Genomic DNA, 20243 nt, shown 5'->3' on the forward strand with positions numbered 1-20243 from the left:
ATTGGGATCCATCAGCCCCCCGCTCCTCCGGGGCAGCACTCCACCGCAGCATTCGCGAGAGGACATCCATGACACAGCCGCAAGCACCCCAGGAGCGCCCGCAGGTCATCGTCGTCTTTCAAGGCGGCGGGGCCCTGGGCGCCTACCACGTGGGGGCCTATCAGGCCCTGGAGGAGGCTGGCCTGCATCCGGACTGGGTCTCCGGTATCTCCATTGGCGCCTTCACCGCCGCGCTGGTCGCGGGCAACCGCCCGGAGCAGCGGCTCGAGCGGCTGGAGGCGTTCTGGCGCGAGGTGTCCTGGCCGGGAAGTGAGTGGGGCTCGCTCTTCAAGGGCCGCCTGCGCCAGCTCTTCAACCTGGGCAGCCACATGACCAGCCTGCTCTTCGGCCAGCCCGGCTTCTACGCGCCCCGCGCGCTGTCCCCGCTGCTCGCGCCGCCGGGCTCTCCGGAGGCGCTGAGCTTCTATTCCACCCGGCCCATGCGCTCGACGCTGCGGCGGCTGGTGGACTTCGAATACATCAACTCCCGTGCGACGCGGCTGAGCCTGGGTGCCACCCGTGTGAGCGACGGCCACCTGGTGTTCTTCGACAACACGCGAAGCGCCCTGGGGCCGGACCATGTGCTCGCCAGCGGCGCGCTGCCGCCCGCCTTCCCGCCCAGCCTCATCGACGGGGAGCTGTACTGGGACGGCGGCTGCGTCACGAACACGCCGCTCAACGCCATCCTGGACGACCCGCCCCAGCGGCACTCCCTGGTCTTCATGATTGATTTGTTCGAGGCGCGCGCGCCGCTGCCCCAGAACATGGACGAGGCGAGCTGGCGCATGAAGTCCATCCAGTTCGCGGGCCGCACGTCGCAGCAGGTGGACCAGTTCGCGACCGTGTGGAACCTGCGCCAGACCTCGAGCCGGGTGACGCGGCATATGTCAGCGTCCTCGCCGCTCGCGTTCAGCGACGAGCCCCTGGCGAAGCCCGCGCCCCGGCTGGACATCATCCACCTGACGTACCAGCGCGGTGAGCACCAGATCTCCAGCAGCGATGCGGAGTTCTCCCGCGCCTCCATCGCGGAGCGCCAGGCGGACGGCTACCGGGACATGAAGCGTGCCCTGGCGACCTCGCCGTGGACGCAGCCCATGGCGAACGGGCCCCAGGCGTTCGGTGACGAGGACCTGGCGCCGGCCGAAGGGGGCGCCGTCGTCCACCGCCTCTAGAAGAACCCACCTGTCTTGACCCGAAGGAGCAATGCCATGACCGAAGCGAAGAGAGTCGATCCGTACGCCCACCTGATGGACCTGGGGCGGGGCGCCCTGCACCAGGCCATCGCCGCCCAGCGCTCCGCGCTCGAATACTCCCGCCAGTTCGTGGAGGGGGACGCCGCCGCGCGGCCGCTGCGCTCGCAGCACGAGGAGTGGGCGCGCAAGGCGCTGGAGACCCTGGCGCCGTTCTACGCGCTGGAGCAGCTGGTGCACGACCAACTGCTGAAGGCGCAGGCCAGCATCTTCGAGCTGGCCGACGACACCCTGCGCAACCTCACGCTGCACGGTGTGGAGCGCCGCGGGCACCGCTCGACCTGAGCCCTGGGCGTCGCGAAGCTCGAACCCCGGGGGGCCCTTGCGCGCCGCCCGGGGTTCTTGTTGTTTCAAACCGTCAGCGCGGAGCCAATGGCAGACGCACGGCCGGGTCGCCCAGGAGCACGTAGCCGCCCAGGTCCTGACGGAGCATCCACAGGTGCGAGCGCCGCAGCGGATCCACCGTGGAGGGCTTCCCGGCGCTCCGGGCCGCCTCTTCCTGGTCATACAGCGTGGTCAGCTCCAGGTTGGCCTGGTGTCCCCCTCGCAGCAGCCAGCTCAAGCCCAGGCCCACGCGCCGGCCCCGGGCCAGCTGCTGGAGCGGCTCCATGAAGCGGGACACCTTGCCCTGGCGGTGGTCGCGGTCCTGGAAGCCATACGTCCACGCCAGGTCCACGTGGCCGATGACCGCCAGCGGTCCCTGGGGGTTGGCCAGCACGGACTGCGGCAGCGCGGCGACGAAGGGGCGTTCCCCGGGCCGGGGCAGCGCCGCGGTGAGTGATTCCAGCCTCCCGCTGAACTGGCCTCCCGCCTGCAACTGTTTCAGCCAGTGATGGAAGGCGCTGCGCGACGGCGTGCCCGCGCCGAAGCACGCGAAGAGGAACCAGATGCCGCCGGGCAGGAAGGGCCGCTGGGCCAGCGCCGCGCCATCCAGGTGCTGGCCTTCGCCCAGGTTGAGCGCCCCCTGGAGCGCGAGCTTCGCGTCGGTGCTCCGCCAGCCCGCGCGGGGACTGCCCAGGCCGTGGCTCATGGAGAAGAGCAGGGTGGGGTCCTGGTGCGCGGCCTGCTCCAGCAGTGCGTTGGCGCCGGGCTCTCCCGGCATGCCCAGCTCCAGCACGTCCCGCGCGGGGAAGCGGCCCAGCTCCCGCGCCTGCCGGGCCGACGCGATGGCCGGGGCCACCAATGATTGGTAGCCCGTCCGCGTCGCGGCGGTGCCGTCGTGGACGGTGAAGAAGAGCGAGCGGGGCTGGCGCTCGGCGGAGGGCGCGTTCTCCCAGCGCAGCACCTTGTCCACGTAGGCCGCGTAGTCCTCGTCGCGCCGGAAGGCCAGCCGCCCCACGTAGGCGTCGTGGGCCGCGGCCTGCTGCAGCTCGAAGGGCACCTGGTGGAAGTCCCCCAGGAAGAGCAGGTAGCGGGGCCGGTCCGCCACGGGCACCGCTTCGTCGTCCAGCACGACGCGCACCCAGCGGGTGAAGTCCTCCAGGTTCCGCCCCTCCGCCGCCAGCTCCGCGCTCACCCGGTAGACGCGCACCGGGTGGCCCTCCTGCTGCTCCTGCCGGTGCCGGCGCAGGGGCTCCATCAGCGCGAGCAGCCGGTCTCCTTCAGGCCCCTCCGGCGCGACCAGCCCCCAGCGCTGCGCGGGCAGGGAGTTGGGGTCTTCCCCGTCGTCCCAGAGGTGGCGCTCCTCGCGCCCCTGCGCGTCGTCGTCGCGCGGAGCCTGCATCGCGGCGTCGGCGGGCAGGCCGTCGGGGGCCACCGGCTCGTGTGAATCGGCGTGGGACAACAACAGCTCGACGTTCTGCGTGCTCATCTTTGGGGATGGCTCCTGGCGTGCGCGCCCGGGAAGTCGTGCGCGTGACGGCAGGACGCGGCGGAGGGCGGCCGTGTGAGCCGGGGATGTCTGGCGTTGGCATTCACACACAAATGGCGTGCGCCGTCCTCTGGACGCAGTGCCCGGCACATCCGCCGTCAACCCAATCCCAGGAGCACGCCCATGCAGTCCGCCGCCCAGCTGTCCGCTTACATCATCGCCTTCGCGGGTGCCGCCCGCACCGCGCAGCGCCTCATGTCGTCCGGCATGGATCCGATGACGATCGCCGAGTACTACTTCGAGGTGAACCTCACGAGCGACTTCGAGATCAAGAGCGAGACGGACGTTGCCCTCAACGTCTGGCGCATGAGCATCAAGGAGAAGCTCACGCTCGACTACAAGGAGCACATGGGGCTCACCGTGAAGTGCACCATCAAGCCCGCGGCGTTGCTCGCGGCCCAGGGTGGCAGCACCGGCGGCGGCGCCTGAAGCCAGCCGTCTGTCTGACCGGAACACGCTGAAGCAAGACACACCCGTCGCCGCCGGTGCTTCGTTCTGGAGCACTGGCGGTGGCGGTTCGCCATCCACCCTTCCTTTCTCAATCCCATCCCATGGCAAAGCCCAATCCCACGCCTGACCACGCGCAAGTCCTCATCCACGACCTCATCCTGGCCGTCCAGTCCTCGCTGGACATCGCGGAGGAGACGGCCCGAAAGCACTATTCCTTCTCCGTGGCGGAGCTGGAGGTCTCCGCCAGCTTCGAGTTCGAGATGACGGAGCAGGACAGCGACATCCCCGAGGACAAGCCGCAGCCCAAGCGCTGGTTCTCCCTCTTCGGCGGCGGCACCAAGAAGGAACACACGCGCCTGCACGACCTCAACGAAAAGGACTCCAGCAAGCTCACGGTGCGCATGCTGTTCCGTCCCGGAGGCAAGCACCTGGCGGGCGGCACCGTCGAGTCCTCCGACGGCAGCGCCTCCACGGAGGAGGAAGCGACGACCGAGCCCGCGTCCACTCCGTCCAAGCGCAAGTAGACGCCATGACGACAACGGAGCCCGCGGCCTTCTTCAGGTCGCGGGCTCTTCGTGTTTCAGCTCACTTCTTGTCCAGCAGCCGCAGCGCGCGCTGGTAGTAGGCTTCGCGCGAGGCCTTGCCGTTGTAGCCGCCGTTGATGCGCCGGGTGATGGCGTCGAACTCGCCCTTGTCGGCGTGCTTGTTGAGGTTGCGGCTGTTCCAGAACCAGGCGGCGGTGCGGAAGCCCACGTCCAGGTCGGCCGCGCGGGCGGGGTTCTCCTCCAGGTCCAGCTCCAGCGCCTTGCCCGCGGCGCGGTAGTTGGTGCGGCCGGTGATTTGGATGGGCCCGCGGCCCTTGTAGCGCGCGCCGTCGCCCGGCTTGACGTTGCCCAGGTCCTTGCGCCGCTCGTAGGCGCGGCCGGTCGCCAGCTCCTCGAAGTAGCGGAACTCGGCGCTCTCGTGCGCCAGCTGCGCCAGGAACGCGGCCTGGCGGCGCGGGGTGTTGATGCCCGCCTCGGACATGGCGTCGTTCAGGTGCGGCAGCACCTCTTGCGCGCGCGCCTTGGGCAGTCGGGTCAGGAACGAACGCAGCTGCTCCAGCGTCAGCGCCTGGAATGTCTCGCCTTTCGGCTCGGTGGACTCGTCGGACTGCGAGGGTTTGGGGGACTTGGAACCAAAGCCAAAGAGGGCCATCGGGTGGACTCCCGGGTTGCCGGCCCCGGCGGAGGCCGGGCCGTGGGTGCCTGGAAGACGCCGGGTGTCTGGGATTTGTGAGCGCCGCTGGGAGGCTTCAGGGCTCGTCCGGGAGCGGTGCGCGTCCGTGCCGCTGCTCACACGCGGCGTTGGCCTCCAGGGCCTTCGCGGGCAGGTCGCCCAGCAGGCCGCGCCGCTCGCCGGGCGTCAGGCACGCGGAGCTGGTCGCCTGGAGCTTCTCCTGGAGCCGCTCGATGGGGAGCGGCTCGCGCGGACGCCACACCCGGGCACTGCCGTCCGTGGAGCCGGTGACGAGCCGGGGTTCCTCCGCGCGGGGGCTGAACACGGCCGAGGTCACCTCGCCCTCGTGCGCGGAGAGGACGAGGTACGGCTCGCCGGGCGCGTCCGTGAGCCAGACGCGGGCACGGCCGTCCGCGCACGCGGTGACGACGCGGCCGCCATCCGGGCTCCAGGCGGCCCAGGGCACCGGCGCGTCGTGGCGCAGGAGCGCGCGCACGCCTCGCACGCGGCCGTTCTCCACGGTCCAGAGGCGCGCCGTGCCGTCCTGCGAGGACGTGAGCACCTGGGTGGGGTCCTTCGGATGGAAGGCGGCGGAGAGGACCCAGTCGTCGTGGCTGTAGAGCGTGGCGGTGAGGCGCCCCTCCGCGCTCCAGATGCGGGCGGTGCCATCTTGAGATGCGGTGATGAGGCGCTGGCCGTCGGGGCTGAAGGCCACGGAGCGGACCTGGTCGCCGTGGCCCTCCAGTGCAACGGGCGGCCGCGCCCCAGCCACGCTCACGATGCGGGTGGCACGCGGGCTGGATGCGAGCGCCACGCGCTGTCCATCGGGGCTGAAGGCGGCGCCGAAGAAGGGCTCGCGCTGGGACGCCAGCACGCGCCGGCCCGCCGTGCTTCCGTCCGTCGGCCACAGGCGCGCGGTTCCATCCAGCGAGGCCGTCAGCAGCCACCGGCCATCTGGACTGAAGACCACGGAGCGCACGTCCTGCGCATGGCCCCTGAGGACATGCGTGGCCCGGCCGTCCTCCGACCAGAGGCGCACCGCCCCGTCCTGCGACGCCGTGGCCACCTGCGTGCCGTCCGGGCTGAAGGCCACAGACCAGAGGAAACCGGCGGACGTCTGGAGCGGGAGCGAGTCCTGGGGCGCGTCCAGGCGCCACACTCGCGCGGTGGCGTCGACGGAGGCGGTGACGACCTGCTTGCCGTCCGGACCGAAGCCGCCCCACAGCAGGGTGGACCGGTGGCCGAGCAGCAGTCGGGGCGGCGTGTCCTCGCGCGCGGACCACAGCCGCGCCGTGGTGTCCGAGGAGACGGTGAGGATCCACTCGCCCAGCGGTCCCCCGAAGGTGGCCAGGCGCACGGCGCCCTGGTGGCCGCGCAGCACGCGGGGCTCGCCTCGCCCATCGGCCTGGAAGAGGCGCGCGGTGGTGTCCACCGACGCGGTCACCACCCATTGCCCGTCTGGACTGAAGCGCGCGGTGGTCAGCTCGCCCTGGTGTCCCTTCAGCGCCACGGGGGCGGTGGTTCCGTTGACGGGCCAGACGCGCGCGACGCCGTCCCGGGCCACCGTCAGCACGTGGGTGCCTTCCGGGTCGAACGTGGCGGAGGTGACGGGGGCGGGGTGGGGCAGCTCGCGCGGGCCTTCCGTCCCCTCCACGCGAACCAGGCGCGCGGTGCCGTCCAGCGAGGCCGTCAGCAGCCACCGTCCATCCGGACTGAAGGCCACGGTCTGCACGGCGCCCCGGTGCCGCACCTCGCGCGGCTCGCCGGTGCCGTCCACCCGCCACAGCCGCGCCAGCCCGTCTCGCGAGGCCGTGGCCACGCGCTGGCCGTCCGGGCTGAAGGCGCCCCACTGCACGACGCCGCGGTGCCGGAACGTGTGCAGCAACGCGCCGTCCTCCGTGTTCCACAGCCGCGCCGTGCCGTCATGCGAGGAGGTGAGCACGCGCTGCCCTCCCGCCGGGCTGAAGGTGGCGTGGTAGACGGGCCCCGCGTGGCCGGTGAGCACCACCGGCGCGCCCTCGCCACTGGTCCGCCACAGCCGCGCGGTGCCGTCCTTCGACGCCGTCACCACGCGCTGCCCGTCCGAGCTGACCTCCACGTGGACCACGGCCTGGGCGTGGCCGCGCAGCACCGCGCGGCTCAGCGGCTCCTGGAGGACCGCGGACACATCCTGGGCCCAGCCCCGGAGCCGGCCGGGCTCCTGGACCTCGCGAAGCATGAGCAGGGCCAGCGTGGGATTGTCCCGCCGCAGCTTCCGGGCGACGTCCAGCAGCACCAGGTCCCGGGCGCGCTGCGCGTGGTGCTGCGCCTCCTGCCGCTCACTCTGGGCTCGGGCCTCCAGCTGGCGCGCGTTCCATGCGAGCGCCGCCATGCCCCCCGCCACCACCAGCGCGGCCACCAGCATCCGCACCAGGCGCTGGCGCGCCGACGCGTCGTGGGCCTCGGCGGAGGCCATGCTGGCGTCCAGCAGTTGGAGGACGTCCTCGCCCGGCTCCTCGCTGTAGCGCCGCAGGATGTCCTGCGCGTAGCCCAGCCGGCTTCCGGACAGGAGGTAGGGCGCGCCGCCGTCGGGAGCGCTCCGGTGCGCGATCCAGTCCCGGGCCCAGGACTCCAGCTCGCGGAAGTGTTGGATGCGCTCGCGGTCCGCGCGGGCCCACTCCGCCAACTCTGGCCAGGTGCGCAGCAGTGACTCGTGCGACAGCTGCAACCACTCCACGCCCGCCGCGTCCTCTTCCCGGGTCAGCAGCCGCGCGGTGAGCAGGACGCCCAGCACCCGGTCGAAGTCGGCGCGGGGCTCCGGTGGAGTGGGGCGCAGCTGCTGCGAGCGCACCCGCCGACGCCTGCCATGCGAGGGCCCGCCCTGGAAGTCCACCAGCTCCACCAGCAGCCGGCGCGCCTGCTCCTGCGCGCTCGGGGGCAATGATCCATAGAGCCGGTTCGCCGCCCGCTTCAGCGCCCCCGCGACGCCGCCCAGGGCCGCGTAGGCGCGGTGGGTGAGCTGCTGTCCCTCGCGCTCCTCCCAGAGTTGATCCAACGCGTACTGGAGCAGCGGCAGCGACCCGGGCTCCTGCCCCACCTCCTGGAGGAGCCGGTCCACCAGCCCGGCCTCGAAGCGCAGGCCCACTTTGTGCGCGGGGCCCTCGATGGCCGCTCGCAGCGCATCGCCCTGGAGCTCCGTGACGAAGAGGCGGTGGGCGTCCGAATACACGGCTGCGTCCAGACGCGTGCCCTCCTCGTCCACCACCAGGTCGCCGCAGCGTCCCAGGTAGTCCACCTGGAGCGTGGCCAGCACCACCACCCGGCGCTCCGGATCCTTCGCGAGGCTCCACAGCGCGGTGGCCAGGTCGCGGCGCGCCGGGGACTCCATCGCGGTGAAGAGGTCCTCGAAGGGGTCCACCAGCAAGAGCTGCCAGCGCTCGGGTGGGACCTGGCGCACCTCGTGGAGCGCCTCCGCCGCGCCTTGTCCGGGCTTGAGCAGCCGCACCTCCCAGTCCGCGGCCCGAAGCTCCTGGGGCAGGCCCGCGAGGGCGAGCGAGGACTTGCCGCTGCCGGAGACGCCGGCCAGCACCTGGAAGCGGGGACGCTGGCCCTCCACGGCCTCGTGGACGCGCTGGAGCAGCTCCTGCTGGAGCGACCCGCGGCCGAAGAAGAAGCGGCGGTCCTCCTGCTGGAAGGGCAGCAGGCCCCGGTAGGGCCGGAGCGCCACCGGGCGCGTGTCTCCGCCGTGCTCCGCGCGCGCGTAGAGCTGGAGCGAGACGTGATCCACCGCGGTGGTGTCCAGCGCCAGCAGGCGCCGGGCGTGCCCCACTGCCTCCTCCAGCGACGCGGGCGTCACCAGCAGCGCTCGGTAGAGGGCGCGCGTGAGCACCACGGAGCCCGGCACGGAGAGCAGCAGGCGCGAGGCCACCACCGCAGGCAGTCCCGCGCGATGGAGCGCCTGGGCCACGCTGCCCAGGTGGTTGTCCGTCGCGCCCGCGCCACTCTGGCACGCGCACAGCACCACCAGCCGCAACGTCGCCGCGTGGGGCATGAGCAGCTGACGCAGCGTCGCGCCATCCACCAGCTCCGGTTCGCCGCCCTCCCATGACGCGTCCCAGAGCAATCCATACGTCTGTCCGCGCCGGCCGCCGTGGCACAGCAGGTGGAGCACGGACACGGGTTCGCCGGGCCGGTTGAGCGCCTCCGACAGCGACGCCAGCGAGACGTGCGGCAGGACGTCCCGGTCCGGCTCGAATGGGTACGCGCCCTTTCGACAGGCTTCGCTCAGCTCCCGCTGATGCGCGCGGGCCGGCACCTGGCCTCCAGCGGCGGACCAGGCGAAGAGGACGCGGCCCTGCTGTGAGGTGCCCTGCGTGGGCACGTCTCCGGTCGCGGGCCATTCGTAGCGGATGAAGACGCCGGGCAGCTCCGCCACGGTGCGCCCGGAAGTGCCCAGCGTGAGCAGCTCCCAGGGAAGCGCGAAGAGCTCCGCCGCGGCGAAGCGGAAGGTGAGGTGCACCGGGCGCCCCACCTGGACGGCGGCGGTGATGTCGTTGGCCTGCGCGTCCCAGCCCACGCCTTCCAGGAAGGCGCGCAGCCGTTCCCCCAGACGCTGCACCACGTTGCGGTCCGGCTGGGGCTTCTCCAGCTCCGCGAGGTCCGACAGGAGCGCCGGCTCCCAGTCGAGCGCCGCGCGCGCGTAGCTGCCCCGGGCGCGCCGCAAGAGGTACTCCTGCGGCTCCATCCGGAAGTGGAAGGGGTCGCCCGCCTCCTGCGCGCGGACCAGCTCCAGCAGCAGCTCCAGTGGCGCGGGCTTCGCGACAGCGGCGCTCATGGCGAGGCCGCGGGAGCGGACACGGCGGGCTGTCCGTCCTGGCGCACCAGCCGGCCATCCAGGTCGTAGAGGGAGCTGGCCTGCTCCAGGAAGTGGAAGGGCAGCTTGATGTCCAGCTGCTGCGCCCGCCGCAGGTGGATGGCCAGGTCCGGCGGGGAGATGACCCCCATGGGCAGCCGCGACGCCGGGAGGCGCGAGCCCAGCACCTCCAGCATGTAGCGCGCGCTCAGCTGGCCGGCGCTCTTGAAGGGCACGCCAATGGACATGACCGCGCTGGAGTTGCCCTCGCGCACGGCCTCGCGCACGGAGCCCAGCACCGGAATGCCTTCGGAGTACCGATCGATGCGCTCCAGTTCGTCGTACACCGCGGAGGAGGTGGTGACCCAGAAGAGGCTGTGCCGGCCGTCGGGGTCTATCTGCCGCATCGCGCGGGCCATGCGCGGAAGCTGTTCGGAGAGCGTCTCCTCCGCGCCGCGCTTTCCCTCCACCGCCAGCTCCAGCAGCTGGAAGCCGTCCCGAGCGGACAGCCGCCGCATGGCCTCCGCCTCCACCTCCACCGTGCTCTGGTTGCGGCGGTCGTACACCACCGTCAGCGCCTTCAACGGGCCCAGCAGCTCCTGGAGGTAGTGCAGCTGTACATCGGGGGAGAGCGACAGCGAGACGAAGGCCATGTTGTCCGGCTTGGCCTGCTGTGAAGCGCCTTCCTCGAAGCCCAGCCACAGCTCCGGCGCCTTGCACAGCGCCACCACCGGCGTGGGCTGGTTGCCGAAGCGGTTGTAGAGAAAGCGCGTCGCGTCCGAGCCCATGGCGACGATGAGGTCGAACTGGCCGGAGTCCGCCAGCGCCAGCATCCGCTCCTGTTCCTCGCGGCCCGTGCCGAGCTTGTAGAGCGTGAGGCCCACCCGCACGCGCTGATTGCGCAGCACGGGCAGCATGCCCTCCAGGATCCAGTTGAGGCTGCTCTGGGCCACGGTGAGCAACACCAGCACCTCGCGCACCTGGAGCTGGGGCGTGGGTGGCTGTTCAGGGGTGATGAGGATCCGCTGCGCGGTCGCCTCCACCCGCCAGCCGCGAAGCGTCTCCGGCGGCAGGGCCACCCAGGTGGAGATGTCGTCCGGCTGTGCCTGGACCGGACAGGGCACGCACAGCAGCAACATCAGGCCCAACAGCCAGTCACGCATGGCGCACCTCGCGACCGGGCGAGGCCCGGGTCATCCAGGAATGGGCGGCCCCCAGCAGCAGCACTCCGACGCCCAGCCCTCCGAGCACCGGGAGCGGATCCTCCGAGGGCCTCCAGAAGGCGCTGACGAGGAGCGGCCCCACGCACTGCGCGAGCGCGCCGAGCAGCGGCGTGATGGAGGCCCAGGAGCGCCTGCGCGTGCTCTCCGCCGGCTGGCTTTCGACGTGGTGGTCGAGCGGGACGTGAACGAGCCCGAGGGACATTCCCAGAAGGCAGAGCGCCAGCGCGCGGACGGGCTCCAACGAGCCGAAGGCCGCGAGCGCGAGCAGTGACAGCCCGGTGCCCAGCACGCCCCCCTGAAGCAGCCTCCTGCTCCCGTCGAGGCGCGCCGGTACGGCATGGGGAAGCAACGCGCCCAGCGCGACGAGAGCGAGCAGTTGCCCGATGCGGTCCGTGTCCTGACCCTCGCCCACGAGCCATAGGGGCAACACGAGTCCGAGCACTCCCCCGCGCGAAAGCCACGACGGCAGCCCGACGAACAGCAGCGCCCAGCGGTGATCGCGCGGACTCCACGCCCCCGGAGGCAGGGGCGGAAGCGTGAGGGATGCGCGGAAGGCACGAGGCCCGGCGGACCGGTCCCGAGCTTCCACGGGGGGCAGCCAGTGCCGCGAATACGCGAGCGCGCCCAGGCCACAGAGGGCCGCGAACAGGAACACCGGGGACGGTCCCAGGTGGGCCGCCACGAGCGCGCCCAGCACCGTGCCGGCGAGCAGGCCGCCACCCCGGGCCAGGGTGAGCCGCGCCATGCGCCGGGGCGGCTGTCCCGAGGGAAGCGCGGCGAGCAGATACGCCCGCGTCCCGGCGGCCAGCGCCCCCAACCCGAACCCGCAGAGCCCGCGCAGCACCAGCCACGCGCGCAGGTCCGAGGTGAACGCCATCAACGCGAACGCCGCGGTGGACACGCCCAGGGCCACCACGAGCCAGCGCCCGAGGTGACCCCGCCGCGCGTAACGCTCGGAGGGGACGAGCGCGAGCGCGCAGGCCCCCTGGAATACGACGGCGAGCAGCGCGGCGCCGCCGCCCGGGAGGAGGGCCTCCGCGGCGACGGGGAGGAATGCGAACGGGAGTCCCTCCAGGAAGCCTCCGAGGAAGGCGAGGGGCTGGAGCCGGCCCACCGTCCGCTGCTCGAAGACGCGCGAGCCAGAGCCACGCCGGGGCAGGGGCGACAGTGCTCCGAGCACCAGCAGGCCCAACAGGCTCGAGGCGGCGAAGAGGAAGAGGAAGCCGGGGACGGTGCGCCACAGCCGCGCCTGGAGCGCGCCCTTCGCGGCGTCCACCTCCAGACGCACGGGGAGGTTCCACGGGCCCTCCGTGAGCTCCAGGTCGATGGTGTACTCGAAGCGCTCGTCTCCCGTGCGCCCAGCGCCTGCGTCCACCTGCACGAGCACCCGCTCATCCGCGATGAGCGCCAGTGAGCCCAGGTCTGCGTTGGTGCGCTGGTACTCCTCCAGCAGGGTGTCCAGGCCCCGCAGGTGGGAAAGCGTCAGGCCCAGCCGCGCCGCCTCGTTCAGCCGCCGCGCCAGCGAATGCGCCAGGCTGCTGGTGCGCTGGTGCAGCCCATCCGAATAGAGGTCCGCAAGCGCCAGGGACGTGGCCAGCGTCAGGGCCAGGAAGCTCAAGGAGAACGCCGCACCCAGCCAGCGCCGGGGATGCCGCATCCACAGCCGCTGCGCGCCCGACACGAAGGCCCCCAGGAACAGCAGACATCCCCCCAGCAGCGTGAAGAGGGGCTGGAAGCGCCGCAGCACCCGTTGGGACACGGCCTCCCGGGACATCACCAGCTCCAGTCGGCCCACTTCCCCGAAGCGGTCTGACAGCGGCAGCGACACGCGGAAGGAGTGCGCGTCCTCCGTCACCGCGAAGCGCTGGTGGGGCAGGGGAGGCACGCGGCGAGCCGCGGGGGCAGGAACCTCCGGGCCGGGGGGCTCGGAGAAGAGCAGCCGGCCCTGGTCGTCCAGGACGCGGACCGCCTCCAGCGTGGGGTCCGCCTGGCGCAGCGTGCGCGCCAGCTGGGTGAAGCCGGTGAACTGCTCCAGCGCCATGCCCACGCGCAGGAACATCTCCACCGGCCCCTGGAGGATCGCGCCCTGCGCCGCGAGCCGCTCGAACTGGAGGCGGGCATCCCCGCGCCACGCCTCGCCCAGTCCCAGGGCGACGACTCCTCCGAGCGAGGCGGCCAGCACCAGGAGGAGGGCGCCAAGCCGGGCCCGGCGCAACCCGCGCCCGTGCCGGAGGGAATGGACAGACATGGTTCACTCGCGAATGAGCGGCTTCATGCGCCGCGCCCTGTCTCCAAGGACGGCCTGGCCCCTGTCGGTGTGAACGGTTCACAAAGGCATCCATGTGCCGTCCCACGGGCATGCCCACACCCCAAATGCGTGCCTTTGTCTTGATGTCTGTTTTTGTATCAATATTCCTGCTGGCCACCCAGGCCCGCGCGGAAGCCCCGCCGCCGACGGGGGCCACCGTCCTCCAGAGCCGCGACGGCCGGTCCGCGCTGCGCGTGGGCATGGGTCTGCAGACGGACCTGCGGCTGACGCCCACCGACGATGGGCTCGCGAGCACCTTCTACGTCCGCCGCGCGCGCATCAACCTGTCCGGCACGCTGGCGCCCTTCGCGGACGTGCGGCTCATCACCGACGTGGGCTTGCGTGACACGCCCCTCTACCAGGATGCATGGTTGGAATTGCGCGCCACGCCCTGGCTGCGGCTGCGCGCGGGCCGGCTCAAGGTCCCCTTCGGCTACGAGTGGCTGGAGACCTCCTCCACCTTCCTGGACTTCGTCGAACAATCCCTCCTCTTCTCCCTGGTGCTGCCCCGGTACGACCAGGGAATGGCGCTCCACGGAGAGTTGGCCGGCAACCGCGTGGAGTACTGGCTGGGCCTCTTCAACGAGGCGAGCAGCAAGGCGCGTGACGAGGATCGCGGGAAGATGCTGGCGGGCCGGATCGCCGTGGTGCCCGCGGAAGGCGTCTCCGTCGCGGTGAGCGCCACCCGCGCGCTGGGCGACAACCTGCCGGAGGAGGCGCGCGGCAAGCTGCCCACGGGCTTCTCCTTCCTGACCGCGCCCCAGTACAAGCTGACGTACGCCACGGGCGCCACGGGCCTGTTCGTCGTTCCACCCGAATGGCGCCTGGGCGCGGACTTCGTCTCCTTCCAGGGGCCCACGTCGCTGAAGGTGGAGTACGCCCGCTTCTTCTCTCCTTCGCGCGAGGGCTGGCTCACCGCCGCGGACCTGGGCAAGGAGGACCGGCGCGTGCACCTGGCGGGGCTGCGCTCGCAGGCCTTCTACGTGTCCAGCACGTGGGTGCTGACGGGCGAGAAGAAACAGGAGCGGGGCGTGGATCCGGAGCGGCCGTTTGATCCGGGCGCGGACAAGTACGGCGCGGGCGCCTGGGAGCTGGGGCTGCGCTACGGCTTCGCGCGGCTGCGTTTCGAGGGACTGCCTGGCCACGACGGGCCTTCCGAGGAGCGCCTCCAGGAGGTGACCGCCGGCCTCAACTGGTACCTCAACACCAACACCCGCTGGATGTTCAACGCCAGCCGGTACGTCTTCGCCGGAGGGCGCGCGCCCTACGACGAGTTCCTCATGCGCATCCAGTGGTTCTTCTAGAGGGGAGCCGGGGCCATGAGTCTGTTCTTCAAGCTGGGGGCCGCGACGGCGGCCATCCTGTGCTTCTCCATCGCGCTGGTCGTCCTGCTCAACTTCGCCAAGTTCGAGACGACGCTCGGGGAACTCCAGCAGTCACGGCTGCGCGTGCTGGCGCTGGACGCGAAGGCCTCCACCGAGGCGGCCATCGACCTGGGGCTGGCCCTGCCCGCCGTCCGCGACGCGCAGCAGATCCTCACCCGCGTGTCCGGCATGGACCCGGACATCCGGGGCGTGGCCATCCTCGACCGCCGGGGCACGGTGCTGTTCCAGAGCGGGCTGCACGCCACCACCCACCTGCCCGGCTCAGCCCGGGAGCGGGCCGCCTGGTTCGAGGCCGCCGCCGCCGCGCACGGCGGCACCTGGAGCCATTCGGACCGCGAGGCCCTGCTGGTGGGCGCGCCCATCCTCAACCCCTTCAGCCAGCCCGTGGGTTTGGTGCTCATCGCCTATGACCGCAAGGCGCTGGATGCGCGCGCGAGCGCCTTTCTCCACACCTTCGCCCGCCAGGCGCTGTGGCCCCTGGCCATCGGCTTCTCGCTCGTCTGCGCCCTGATGTGGATGTTGCTGAGGCCGCTGGGCCAGCGCTTCCAGGCGATGGAGCAGGCCTTCCGGAACATGGACGGTCCGGCGCACACGCCCCCGGCCGACGAGGCGCTGCGTGCCTTCGACGCGCGCTACCAGGAGGCCTCCCTGGCCCTGGCCCGCGCGGAGCGCTCGCTGGAGGGCCCGGCATGAGCTCCACGAACGACGGAAGTCTGTCCCGGAGCCGCATCTGGAAGGTGAGCCTGCTGCCCACGCTGCTCATCGTGGCGACGCTGGTGGCTGCGTCCATCCAGGCCTCGCGCCTGTTCGAGCAGTCATTGCGGCCGGACCTGCGCGCCAAGGCGGAGACGCTGGCCCAGACCGTGGCGCTCCAGTTCCACCGCGCCGCGGACCTGGGCATCCCGGTGAACCGGCTGGGCGCGGCGGATGCCTACCTGGATGACGCGGCCCTGGGCCACGAGGAGATCCGCTACATCGGCTTCGCCTCGCCGGACGGCCACCTGCTGTACGCGTCCAGGGACCTGAAGGCGAAGCCCGCGTCCTTCTTCGACAAGGTGCTCAAGGCCCACGCGATCGAGGAGGCGCGCGGTCTGGCGCGCCTGGACGGAGACCTGGACCTGGTCCACCCCGTGGTGTCGCGGGGGCGCGTCATCGGCCAGCTGCACCTGGGCATCGACGCGACATACGCCGAGCAGCGGCTCCAGGAGATCCACACCGACGTCCTCATCACCCTGTTCGTGACGGCGCTGGTCACCGTGGAGGTGCTCATGGCGCTGATGGGCCTGCTGGTCATCCGGCCGCTGCGGCTGTTGCGGCGCCTGCTGGAGTTGGGCGGCGCGGGGGACTTCACGAGGCAGGCCCGGGTGCGGCTGCACGACGAGGCCACCCGGGCGCTGGCCTCCGCGGGCAGGCTGGTGCGCGGCCTCAACCGCCGCCACGCGGCGCTGGACGAACGCGCGGCGCCGGAGCTGGCGACGCTGCGCGAGCGCTTCCGCTTCGGAGACCCGAAGGCCCCCGCCGCGCTGGAGGAGCCCGGGACGAGCGACCTGCGGCTGCCGCTGTTCGTCTTCCTCTTCGGCTCGGAGCTGTCGCGTTCGTTCTGGCCGCTCTTCGTCAAGCGGCTGTACCAGCCCGGCCCCTACTTCTCCGAGAGCTTCATGGTGGCGCTGCCCATGTCGCTGTGGGTCACCGCGATGGTGGTGTGCACACCGCTGGCGGGGCGCCTGCTCAACACCCGGAGCAGCCGCGTGGCGATGCTGGTGGGCATGGTGCCCGCCGGCCTGGGTCTGTTCATGACGGGCCTCGCATCCAGCCTCACGGAGCTCTTCTTCTGGCGCGTCGTCACCGCGGGCGGCTACGGCATCGTGACGACCACGGCGCTCTTGCACGTGGCGCGCACGTCGAAGCAGAGCCACGGCGCGCGGAGCATGGGCGTCTTCGTGGGCGCGTCCACGGCCGCCAGCGTCTGTGGCACCGCCATTGGCGGCATCCTCGCGGACCGCATCGGCTACGCGGCGACGTTCGGGGTGGCCTCGGCGCTGGTGGGCCTGGCCATGGCGCTGGTGCTGCTGCTGGCTCCGGACCTGGGGCCTGTCCGGGGGCGGGAGGAGGGCGAGCCCCGCGCGATGGCGGCCTACCTGGGCATCCTCAAGCGCGGGCGCGTGCTGCTCTTCATCTTGCTGGCGGCCATGCCGGCGCGCCTGGTGCTGACGGGCTTCCTCTTCTACCTGACGCCCCTGCGCCTGCATGCGATGGGCTTCACGGAAGCCGCCATCGGCCGGTTGATGATGGGCTACTTCATCGTCACGGTGTTCGCCACGCCGGTGGTGTCGCTGATGGCGGACCGCCATGGCTGGCACCGGGGGATGATGCTCGTGGGCGGTGGGCTCTCCGGGCTGGGAGTGCTGCTGTTCGCGTCAGCCGGTGGCTCGTGGCCGTTGTTGGCCGCGGTGCTGCTGGTGGGCCTGGGACAGGCGTTGGCGGCCACGCCGCTGCTCGCCAGCATCCCGCCGCTCTTCGCCGAGGAGTGCGCCGGGTTCGGCCTGGACTCGCTCCTGTCTGTCTTCCGGATGATCGAGCGGGTGGGCAGCCTCGTCGGCCCGCTGCTCGCCGCCGCGCTGCTGGGCGCCAGCGGCTTCGTGCGCAGCACCCACGTCATCGGCGTCGGGATGCTCGCGCTCACCGCGGGCCTCGCAGCCTACCTCTTCCTGCGTTCCCTTCCACCCACCACTCCCACTCCGAAAGCTCCATGACCGCCATCACCCAGAACCTGTTGAAGCTGACGCCCACGCAGCGCGAGCACCTGGACGTGTTGTTCCTCGCGCAGTACGCGCCGGACCCCGGAGCCCCGTGGCCGGAGCTGCACCCGGAGCACGGCGTGCTCCCGCGCTACAACCACGAGCTGTTCCACACGCTGACCGGACTGGGGCTGCGGTGCTCGCCGTGCCGCTCGCTGGAGGACCTGGTCCACATCCGCAGCGAACCCAACTACGTCTTCACGCTCCTCAACCGCGCGCCGGTCCGCAACTCGGAGGTCTTCACGTCGGCGTTCTGCGAATGGTTGCAGGTCCCCTACCTGGGCGCGCCGCCCAACATCCGCGCGCTGGCGGAGGACAAGCACCTCACCAAGCTGATGGCGCGCTCGCTGGGCATCCCGACGGCGCCCTGGGTGACGTGCCCGGCGGAGGGGAAGCTGCCGCCCGCGCCGGACTTCCGGGGGCCGTGGATCATCAAGCCGCGTTTCGGCGCCGCGTCCGTGGGCATCTCCGAGGACAGCATCCAGGAGACGGAGGCCGGGCTGCACGAGCGACTGCGCCTGTTCCAGGACCTGGGCCAGGCCTGCCTCGTGGAGCAACTGGTGCCTGGCCTGGATCTGACGGTGCCGGTGCTGGGTGGCGAGGAGCCCATCGTGCTGGGCGTCGCGGAGGAGACCTCCTCGCTGCCGCACGGCATCGTCACCCACCGGCAGAAGCGGATGCTGGACGGCGGGCGTGAACGCCGCATGGTGCAGGATGGCCCGCTCGCGGAGCGCCTGCGGATGTACGCACTCCGGTTGTGCGCCGCGGTGCGGGACTTCGACTACCTGCGCGTCGACTTCCGCCAGCACCGCGACACCGGCGAGCTGTTCCTCCTGGAGTTCAACATCGGCTGCAACCTGGGCAGCCACGCGGCGGTGATGTTCACCGCGCGCAACGCGGGGTTCCAGCAGGCGGACGTCATCGAGCACATCCTGCGGCACAGCCTGGACCGCCAGGGCCGGATGTGGCGGAGCGCGTCCGCCCGGACGGAGGCGGGGCGATGACGGCCCGCGCCTTCCTCGCCGCGCTCTTCCTGCTGTCGGCGGTCTCCGCCTCCGCCGCGCCGTACCGCGTCTTCATGGTCATCCACCGCACCGGCGCGGAGGCGGACCAGGGCTTCCGGGACTACCTGCTCAGCGCGGGGCTGGAGGTGGAGTTCACCGTCCGCAACATCGAAGGCGACGCGAACCGGCTGCCTGCGGTCATCCAGGAGATTCGCGCGCGGCGTCCGGACCTCATCTACGCCCAGAGCACGCTGGTGACGGAGGGGCTCGTGGGCCGGCTGGGCGAGGTGGATCCCGCGCGGCACATCACCGACGTCCCGGTGGTCTTCGCCATGGTGTCGGACCCCATCGCCTCGGGGCTGGTGACGCGGCTGGAGGGCTCCGGGCGCAACCTCACCGGCGCCATCCACGTGGCCTCGCTGCCGGTGCAGCTCAAGGCCATGCAGTCGTTCATGCCGCTCAAGCGGCTGGGCGTCGCCTACAACCCGTCCGAGCCATCCCAGCGCAACATGTTCGACAAGCTCACGCAGCTCACCGCGCAGGCGGGCATCGAACTGGTGGCGGTGCATCCGCTCGGCAAGGACGGGAAGCCGGACGCGGCGCGCCTGCCGGCGATGATGCAGGCGCTGGCGGCCCGGAGGCCGGACCTGGTGTACCTGCCTCCGGTGAACTTCTTCGCGCCGCACAGCCAGCTGCTGATGGACGAAGCGATCCGCCTGGGTCTGCCCACCTTCTGCGCCATCGAGGTGCAGCTGGAGGCGGGCGGCATGATGGGCCTGGTGGCGCCCTTCTACAATGTCGGGGGCCTGGCGGGCTTCAAGGCCACGCAGATACTGCGTGAGCACCGCTCACCGGCGGAGCTGCCCGTGGAGACGCTGTCCCGCTTCTCCTTCGAGGTGAACATGCCGGCCGCGCACGCGCTGGGGCTGTACCCGCCCATGCACATCCTCAGGTACGCGCGGATTCGCGAGCGGTAGCGCGGGCCGCCTCCACGGTCCCCAGGTGCAGCAGCTCCTGCAGCAGGTCGAGCAGGAGCTGCTGGCCCAGGTCGTGGCCCACCGCGTGAGAGAAGCAGTACGCCAGCCGCAGGGTGCCCCAGCGCTGCGCGAGGGTCGCGGGTGCGAGCGCGATGTCCGTCAGCCGCTGGCACAGCGCCTCCAGCGGCGAAGCCACCTGGGAACCGAAGGCAATGCGACGCAGCAGCTGGCCGGTGAGCTCCTGGAGGAAGGACGTATCCTCCCGTGACGCCTCCAGCGCCAACGTCTCCGCCTCCGTCAGGTGGGCCTCCATCCCCGCCGCCAGCAGCACCGCCTCCAGCACGCGAGCGTGCCGCGGGTGGGCGGGCTCCGCCGCCAGCGCGACGGGGGACATGCCATCCATGATGCCCAGGCGCATGTCGCGGGCCTGGGCCTGTGTCAGTCCCAGTTCGCGGCACAGCTGGGCCAGCGGCAGCTGCGCCGGACCCGGGTGGCCTCCGTGCGCGGTCGCGGCCCGCAGCGCCAGTCCGTAGGCCAGCAGGCGGTTGGGGACGTCCGGCAGTCGCACGCGCAGCGACGCGAAGAAGGCGTCGCCCTCCAGCGGGGCGGCGGTCCGGCGCGCCAGGCGATCCGCGAGCAACTCACGCCTTGGATCAATGACCTCCGGGTCGCCCAGCACGCCGCGCCAGGCCTCCAGGTGATTCGCCCGGGTGAGGGGTCCCTGCGTCCGGATGACGAAGACCACCGCGTCCAACAGCGCCAGGTCCCTTGCTTCACAAGCCTCTGCGATGTGCGTTCGGATCATGCCGCCAGGACGGCACCGGCGGCGAGGCTGTGATTCCCAGCGGAAATAAAAGAAGCCCCACGGGGCGCTTACCCCGTGAGGCCTG

The 20243-nt window shown here is 71.7% G+C and carries 15 protein-coding genes; 9 read left to right on the plus strand and 6 right to left on the minus strand.

Annotated features, from left to right (window positions below; translation table 11 throughout):
- Window positions 1-68 precede the first annotated feature (68 nt).
- Entirely contained in the window at window positions 69-1211 is a 1143-nt protein-coding gene (locus GTZ93_RS31840) for a patatin-like phospholipase family protein (protein WP_158627563.1), read from the plus strand.
- A gap of 36 nt (window positions 1212-1247) precedes the next feature.
- Complete coding sequence (locus GTZ93_RS31845; RefSeq protein WP_120576498.1) at window positions 1248-1574, plus strand: hypothetical protein; 327 nt, start codon at window positions 1248-1250, stop codon at window positions 1572-1574.
- A gap of 73 nt (window positions 1575-1647) precedes the next feature.
- Here GTZ93_RS31845 and GTZ93_RS31850 read toward each other — a convergent pair whose 3' ends face one another.
- On the minus strand, window positions 1648-3099 hold the full coding sequence (locus tag GTZ93_RS31850; RefSeq protein ID WP_139921624.1) for a hypothetical protein: 1452 nt from the start codon (window positions 3097-3099) through the stop codon (window positions 1648-1650).
- Window positions 3100-3282: 183 nt separating this feature from the next.
- On the opposite strand from GTZ93_RS31850, the gene GTZ93_RS31855 reads away from it, so the two are divergent.
- Window positions 3283-3588 carry a hypothetical protein gene (locus GTZ93_RS31855; protein ID WP_120565777.1) on the plus strand — a complete coding sequence of 102 codons (306 nt, stop codon included), beginning with the start codon at window positions 3283-3285 and terminating at the stop codon, window positions 3586-3588.
- 122 nt (window positions 3589-3710) lie between these two features.
- Window positions 3711-4133, plus strand: coding sequence for a hypothetical protein (locus tag GTZ93_RS31860; protein WP_120576500.1), 423 nt, complete (start codon window positions 3711-3713; stop codon window positions 4131-4133).
- A 61-nt stretch (window positions 4134-4194) separates the two neighbouring features.
- On the opposite strand, the gene GTZ93_RS31865 is transcribed toward GTZ93_RS31860, so the two are convergent.
- The 4 genes from GTZ93_RS31865 to GTZ93_RS31880 form a co-directional block, all read right to left on the minus strand.
- Entirely contained in the window at window positions 4195-4806 is a 612-nt protein-coding gene (locus GTZ93_RS31865) for a glycoside hydrolase family 19 protein (protein WP_120576501.1), read from the minus strand.
- A 97-nt stretch (window positions 4807-4903) separates the two neighbouring features.
- On the minus strand, window positions 4904-9640 hold the full coding sequence (locus tag GTZ93_RS31870; RefSeq protein WP_161663176.1) for an nSTAND1 domain-containing NTPase: 4737 nt from the start codon (window positions 9638-9640) through the stop codon (window positions 4904-4906).
- Window positions 9637-10821 (minus strand): ABC transporter substrate-binding protein, encoded by a 1185-nt coding sequence (locus GTZ93_RS31875; RefSeq protein ID WP_139922190.1) that lies wholly within the window; start codon window positions 10819-10821, stop codon window positions 9637-9639. The genes GTZ93_RS31870 and GTZ93_RS31875 overlap by 4 nt, the downstream gene beginning before the upstream one ends.
- Window positions 10814-13129 carry an MFS transporter gene (locus GTZ93_RS31880; RefSeq protein ID WP_139922192.1) on the minus strand — a complete coding sequence of 772 codons (2316 nt, stop codon included), beginning with the start codon at window positions 13127-13129 and terminating at the stop codon, window positions 10814-10816. Before GTZ93_RS31880 ends, GTZ93_RS31875 begins: the two co-directional genes overlap by 8 nt.
- Before the next feature lie 125 nt (window positions 13130-13254).
- Between GTZ93_RS31880 and GTZ93_RS31885 the strand changes: the two genes are divergently transcribed.
- The 5 genes from GTZ93_RS31885 to GTZ93_RS31905 are packed head-to-tail and all read left to right on the plus strand — an operon-like array spanning window position 13255 to window position 19353.
- A complete protein-coding gene (locus GTZ93_RS31885; protein WP_161663177.1) occupies window positions 13255-14493 on the plus strand; it encodes a porin in 1239 nt (412 codons plus the stop codon).
- 15 nt (window positions 14494-14508) lie between these two features.
- Window positions 14509-15267: a cache domain-containing protein gene (locus GTZ93_RS31890; protein WP_120576506.1), complete on the plus strand. Its 759-nt coding sequence runs from the start codon at window positions 14509-14511 to the stop codon at window positions 15265-15267.
- On the plus strand, window positions 15264-17327 hold the full coding sequence (locus GTZ93_RS31895; protein ID WP_161663178.1) for an MFS transporter: 2064 nt from the start codon (window positions 15264-15266) through the stop codon (window positions 17325-17327). The genes GTZ93_RS31890 and GTZ93_RS31895 overlap by 4 nt, the downstream gene beginning before the upstream one ends.
- Window positions 17324-18376, plus strand: coding sequence for a D-alanine--D-alanine ligase family protein (locus GTZ93_RS31900; RefSeq protein WP_139921104.1), 1053 nt, complete (start codon window positions 17324-17326; stop codon window positions 18374-18376). The genes GTZ93_RS31895 and GTZ93_RS31900 overlap by 4 nt, the downstream gene beginning before the upstream one ends.
- A complete protein-coding gene (locus GTZ93_RS31905; protein WP_139921106.1) occupies window positions 18373-19353 on the plus strand; it encodes an ABC transporter substrate-binding protein in 981 nt (326 codons plus the stop codon). Before GTZ93_RS31900 ends, GTZ93_RS31905 begins: the two co-directional genes overlap by 4 nt.
- On the opposite strand, the gene GTZ93_RS31910 is transcribed toward GTZ93_RS31905, so the two are convergent.
- Window positions 19325-20158: a hypothetical protein gene (locus GTZ93_RS31910; RefSeq protein ID WP_139921108.1), complete on the minus strand. Its 834-nt coding sequence runs from the start codon at window positions 20156-20158 to the stop codon at window positions 19325-19327. The two genes, GTZ93_RS31905 and GTZ93_RS31910, sit on opposite strands and share 29 nt — an antisense overlap.
- Between the last annotated feature and the right edge of the window lie 85 nt (window positions 20159-20243).

It is taken from the genome of Corallococcus exiguus, from assembly GCF_009909105.1.
GTDB lineage: Bacteria > Myxococcota > Myxococcia > Myxococcales > Myxococcaceae > Corallococcus > Corallococcus exiguus.

Coding starts and splice junctions, on each gene's coding strand:
- GTZ93_RS31840 (WP_158627563.1), top strand. CDS start 69: ATGACACAGCCGCAAGCACCCCAGGAGCGCCCGCAGGTCATCGTCGTC.
- GTZ93_RS31845 (WP_120576498.1), top strand. CDS start 1,248: ATGACCGAAGCGAAGAGAGTCGATCCGTACGCCCACCTGATGGACCTG.
- GTZ93_RS31850 (WP_139921624.1), bottom strand. CDS start 3,099: ATGAGCACGCAGAACGTCGAGCTGTTGTTGTCCCACGCCGATTCACAC.
- GTZ93_RS31855 (WP_120565777.1), top strand. CDS start 3,283: ATGCAGTCCGCCGCCCAGCTGTCCGCTTACATCATCGCCTTCGCGGGT.
- GTZ93_RS31860 (WP_120576500.1), top strand. CDS start 3,711: ATGGCAAAGCCCAATCCCACGCCTGACCACGCGCAAGTCCTCATCCAC.
- GTZ93_RS31865 (WP_120576501.1), bottom strand. CDS start 4,806: ATGGCCCTCTTTGGCTTTGGTTCCAAGTCCCCCAAACCCTCGCAGTCC.
- GTZ93_RS31870 (WP_161663176.1), bottom strand. CDS start 9,640: ATGAGCGCCGCTGTCGCGAAGCCCGCGCCACTGGAGCTGCTGCTGGAG.
- GTZ93_RS31875 (WP_139922190.1), bottom strand. CDS start 10,821: ATGCGTGACTGGCTGTTGGGCCTGATGTTGCTGCTGTGCGTGCCCTGT.
- GTZ93_RS31880 (WP_139922192.1), bottom strand. CDS start 13,129: ATGTCTGTCCATTCCCTCCGGCACGGGCGCGGGTTGCGCCGGGCCCGG.
- GTZ93_RS31885 (WP_161663177.1), top strand. CDS start 13,255: ATGCGTGCCTTTGTCTTGATGTCTGTTTTTGTATCAATATTCCTGCTG.
- GTZ93_RS31890 (WP_120576506.1), top strand. CDS start 14,509: ATGAGTCTGTTCTTCAAGCTGGGGGCCGCGACGGCGGCCATCCTGTGC.
- GTZ93_RS31895 (WP_161663178.1), top strand. CDS start 15,264: ATGAGCTCCACGAACGACGGAAGTCTGTCCCGGAGCCGCATCTGGAAG.
- GTZ93_RS31900 (WP_139921104.1), top strand. CDS start 17,324: ATGACCGCCATCACCCAGAACCTGTTGAAGCTGACGCCCACGCAGCGC.
- GTZ93_RS31905 (WP_139921106.1), top strand. CDS start 18,373: ATGACGGCCCGCGCCTTCCTCGCCGCGCTCTTCCTGCTGTCGGCGGTC.
- GTZ93_RS31910 (WP_139921108.1), bottom strand. CDS start 20,158: ATGATCCGAACGCACATCGCAGAGGCTTGTGAAGCAAGGGACCTGGCG.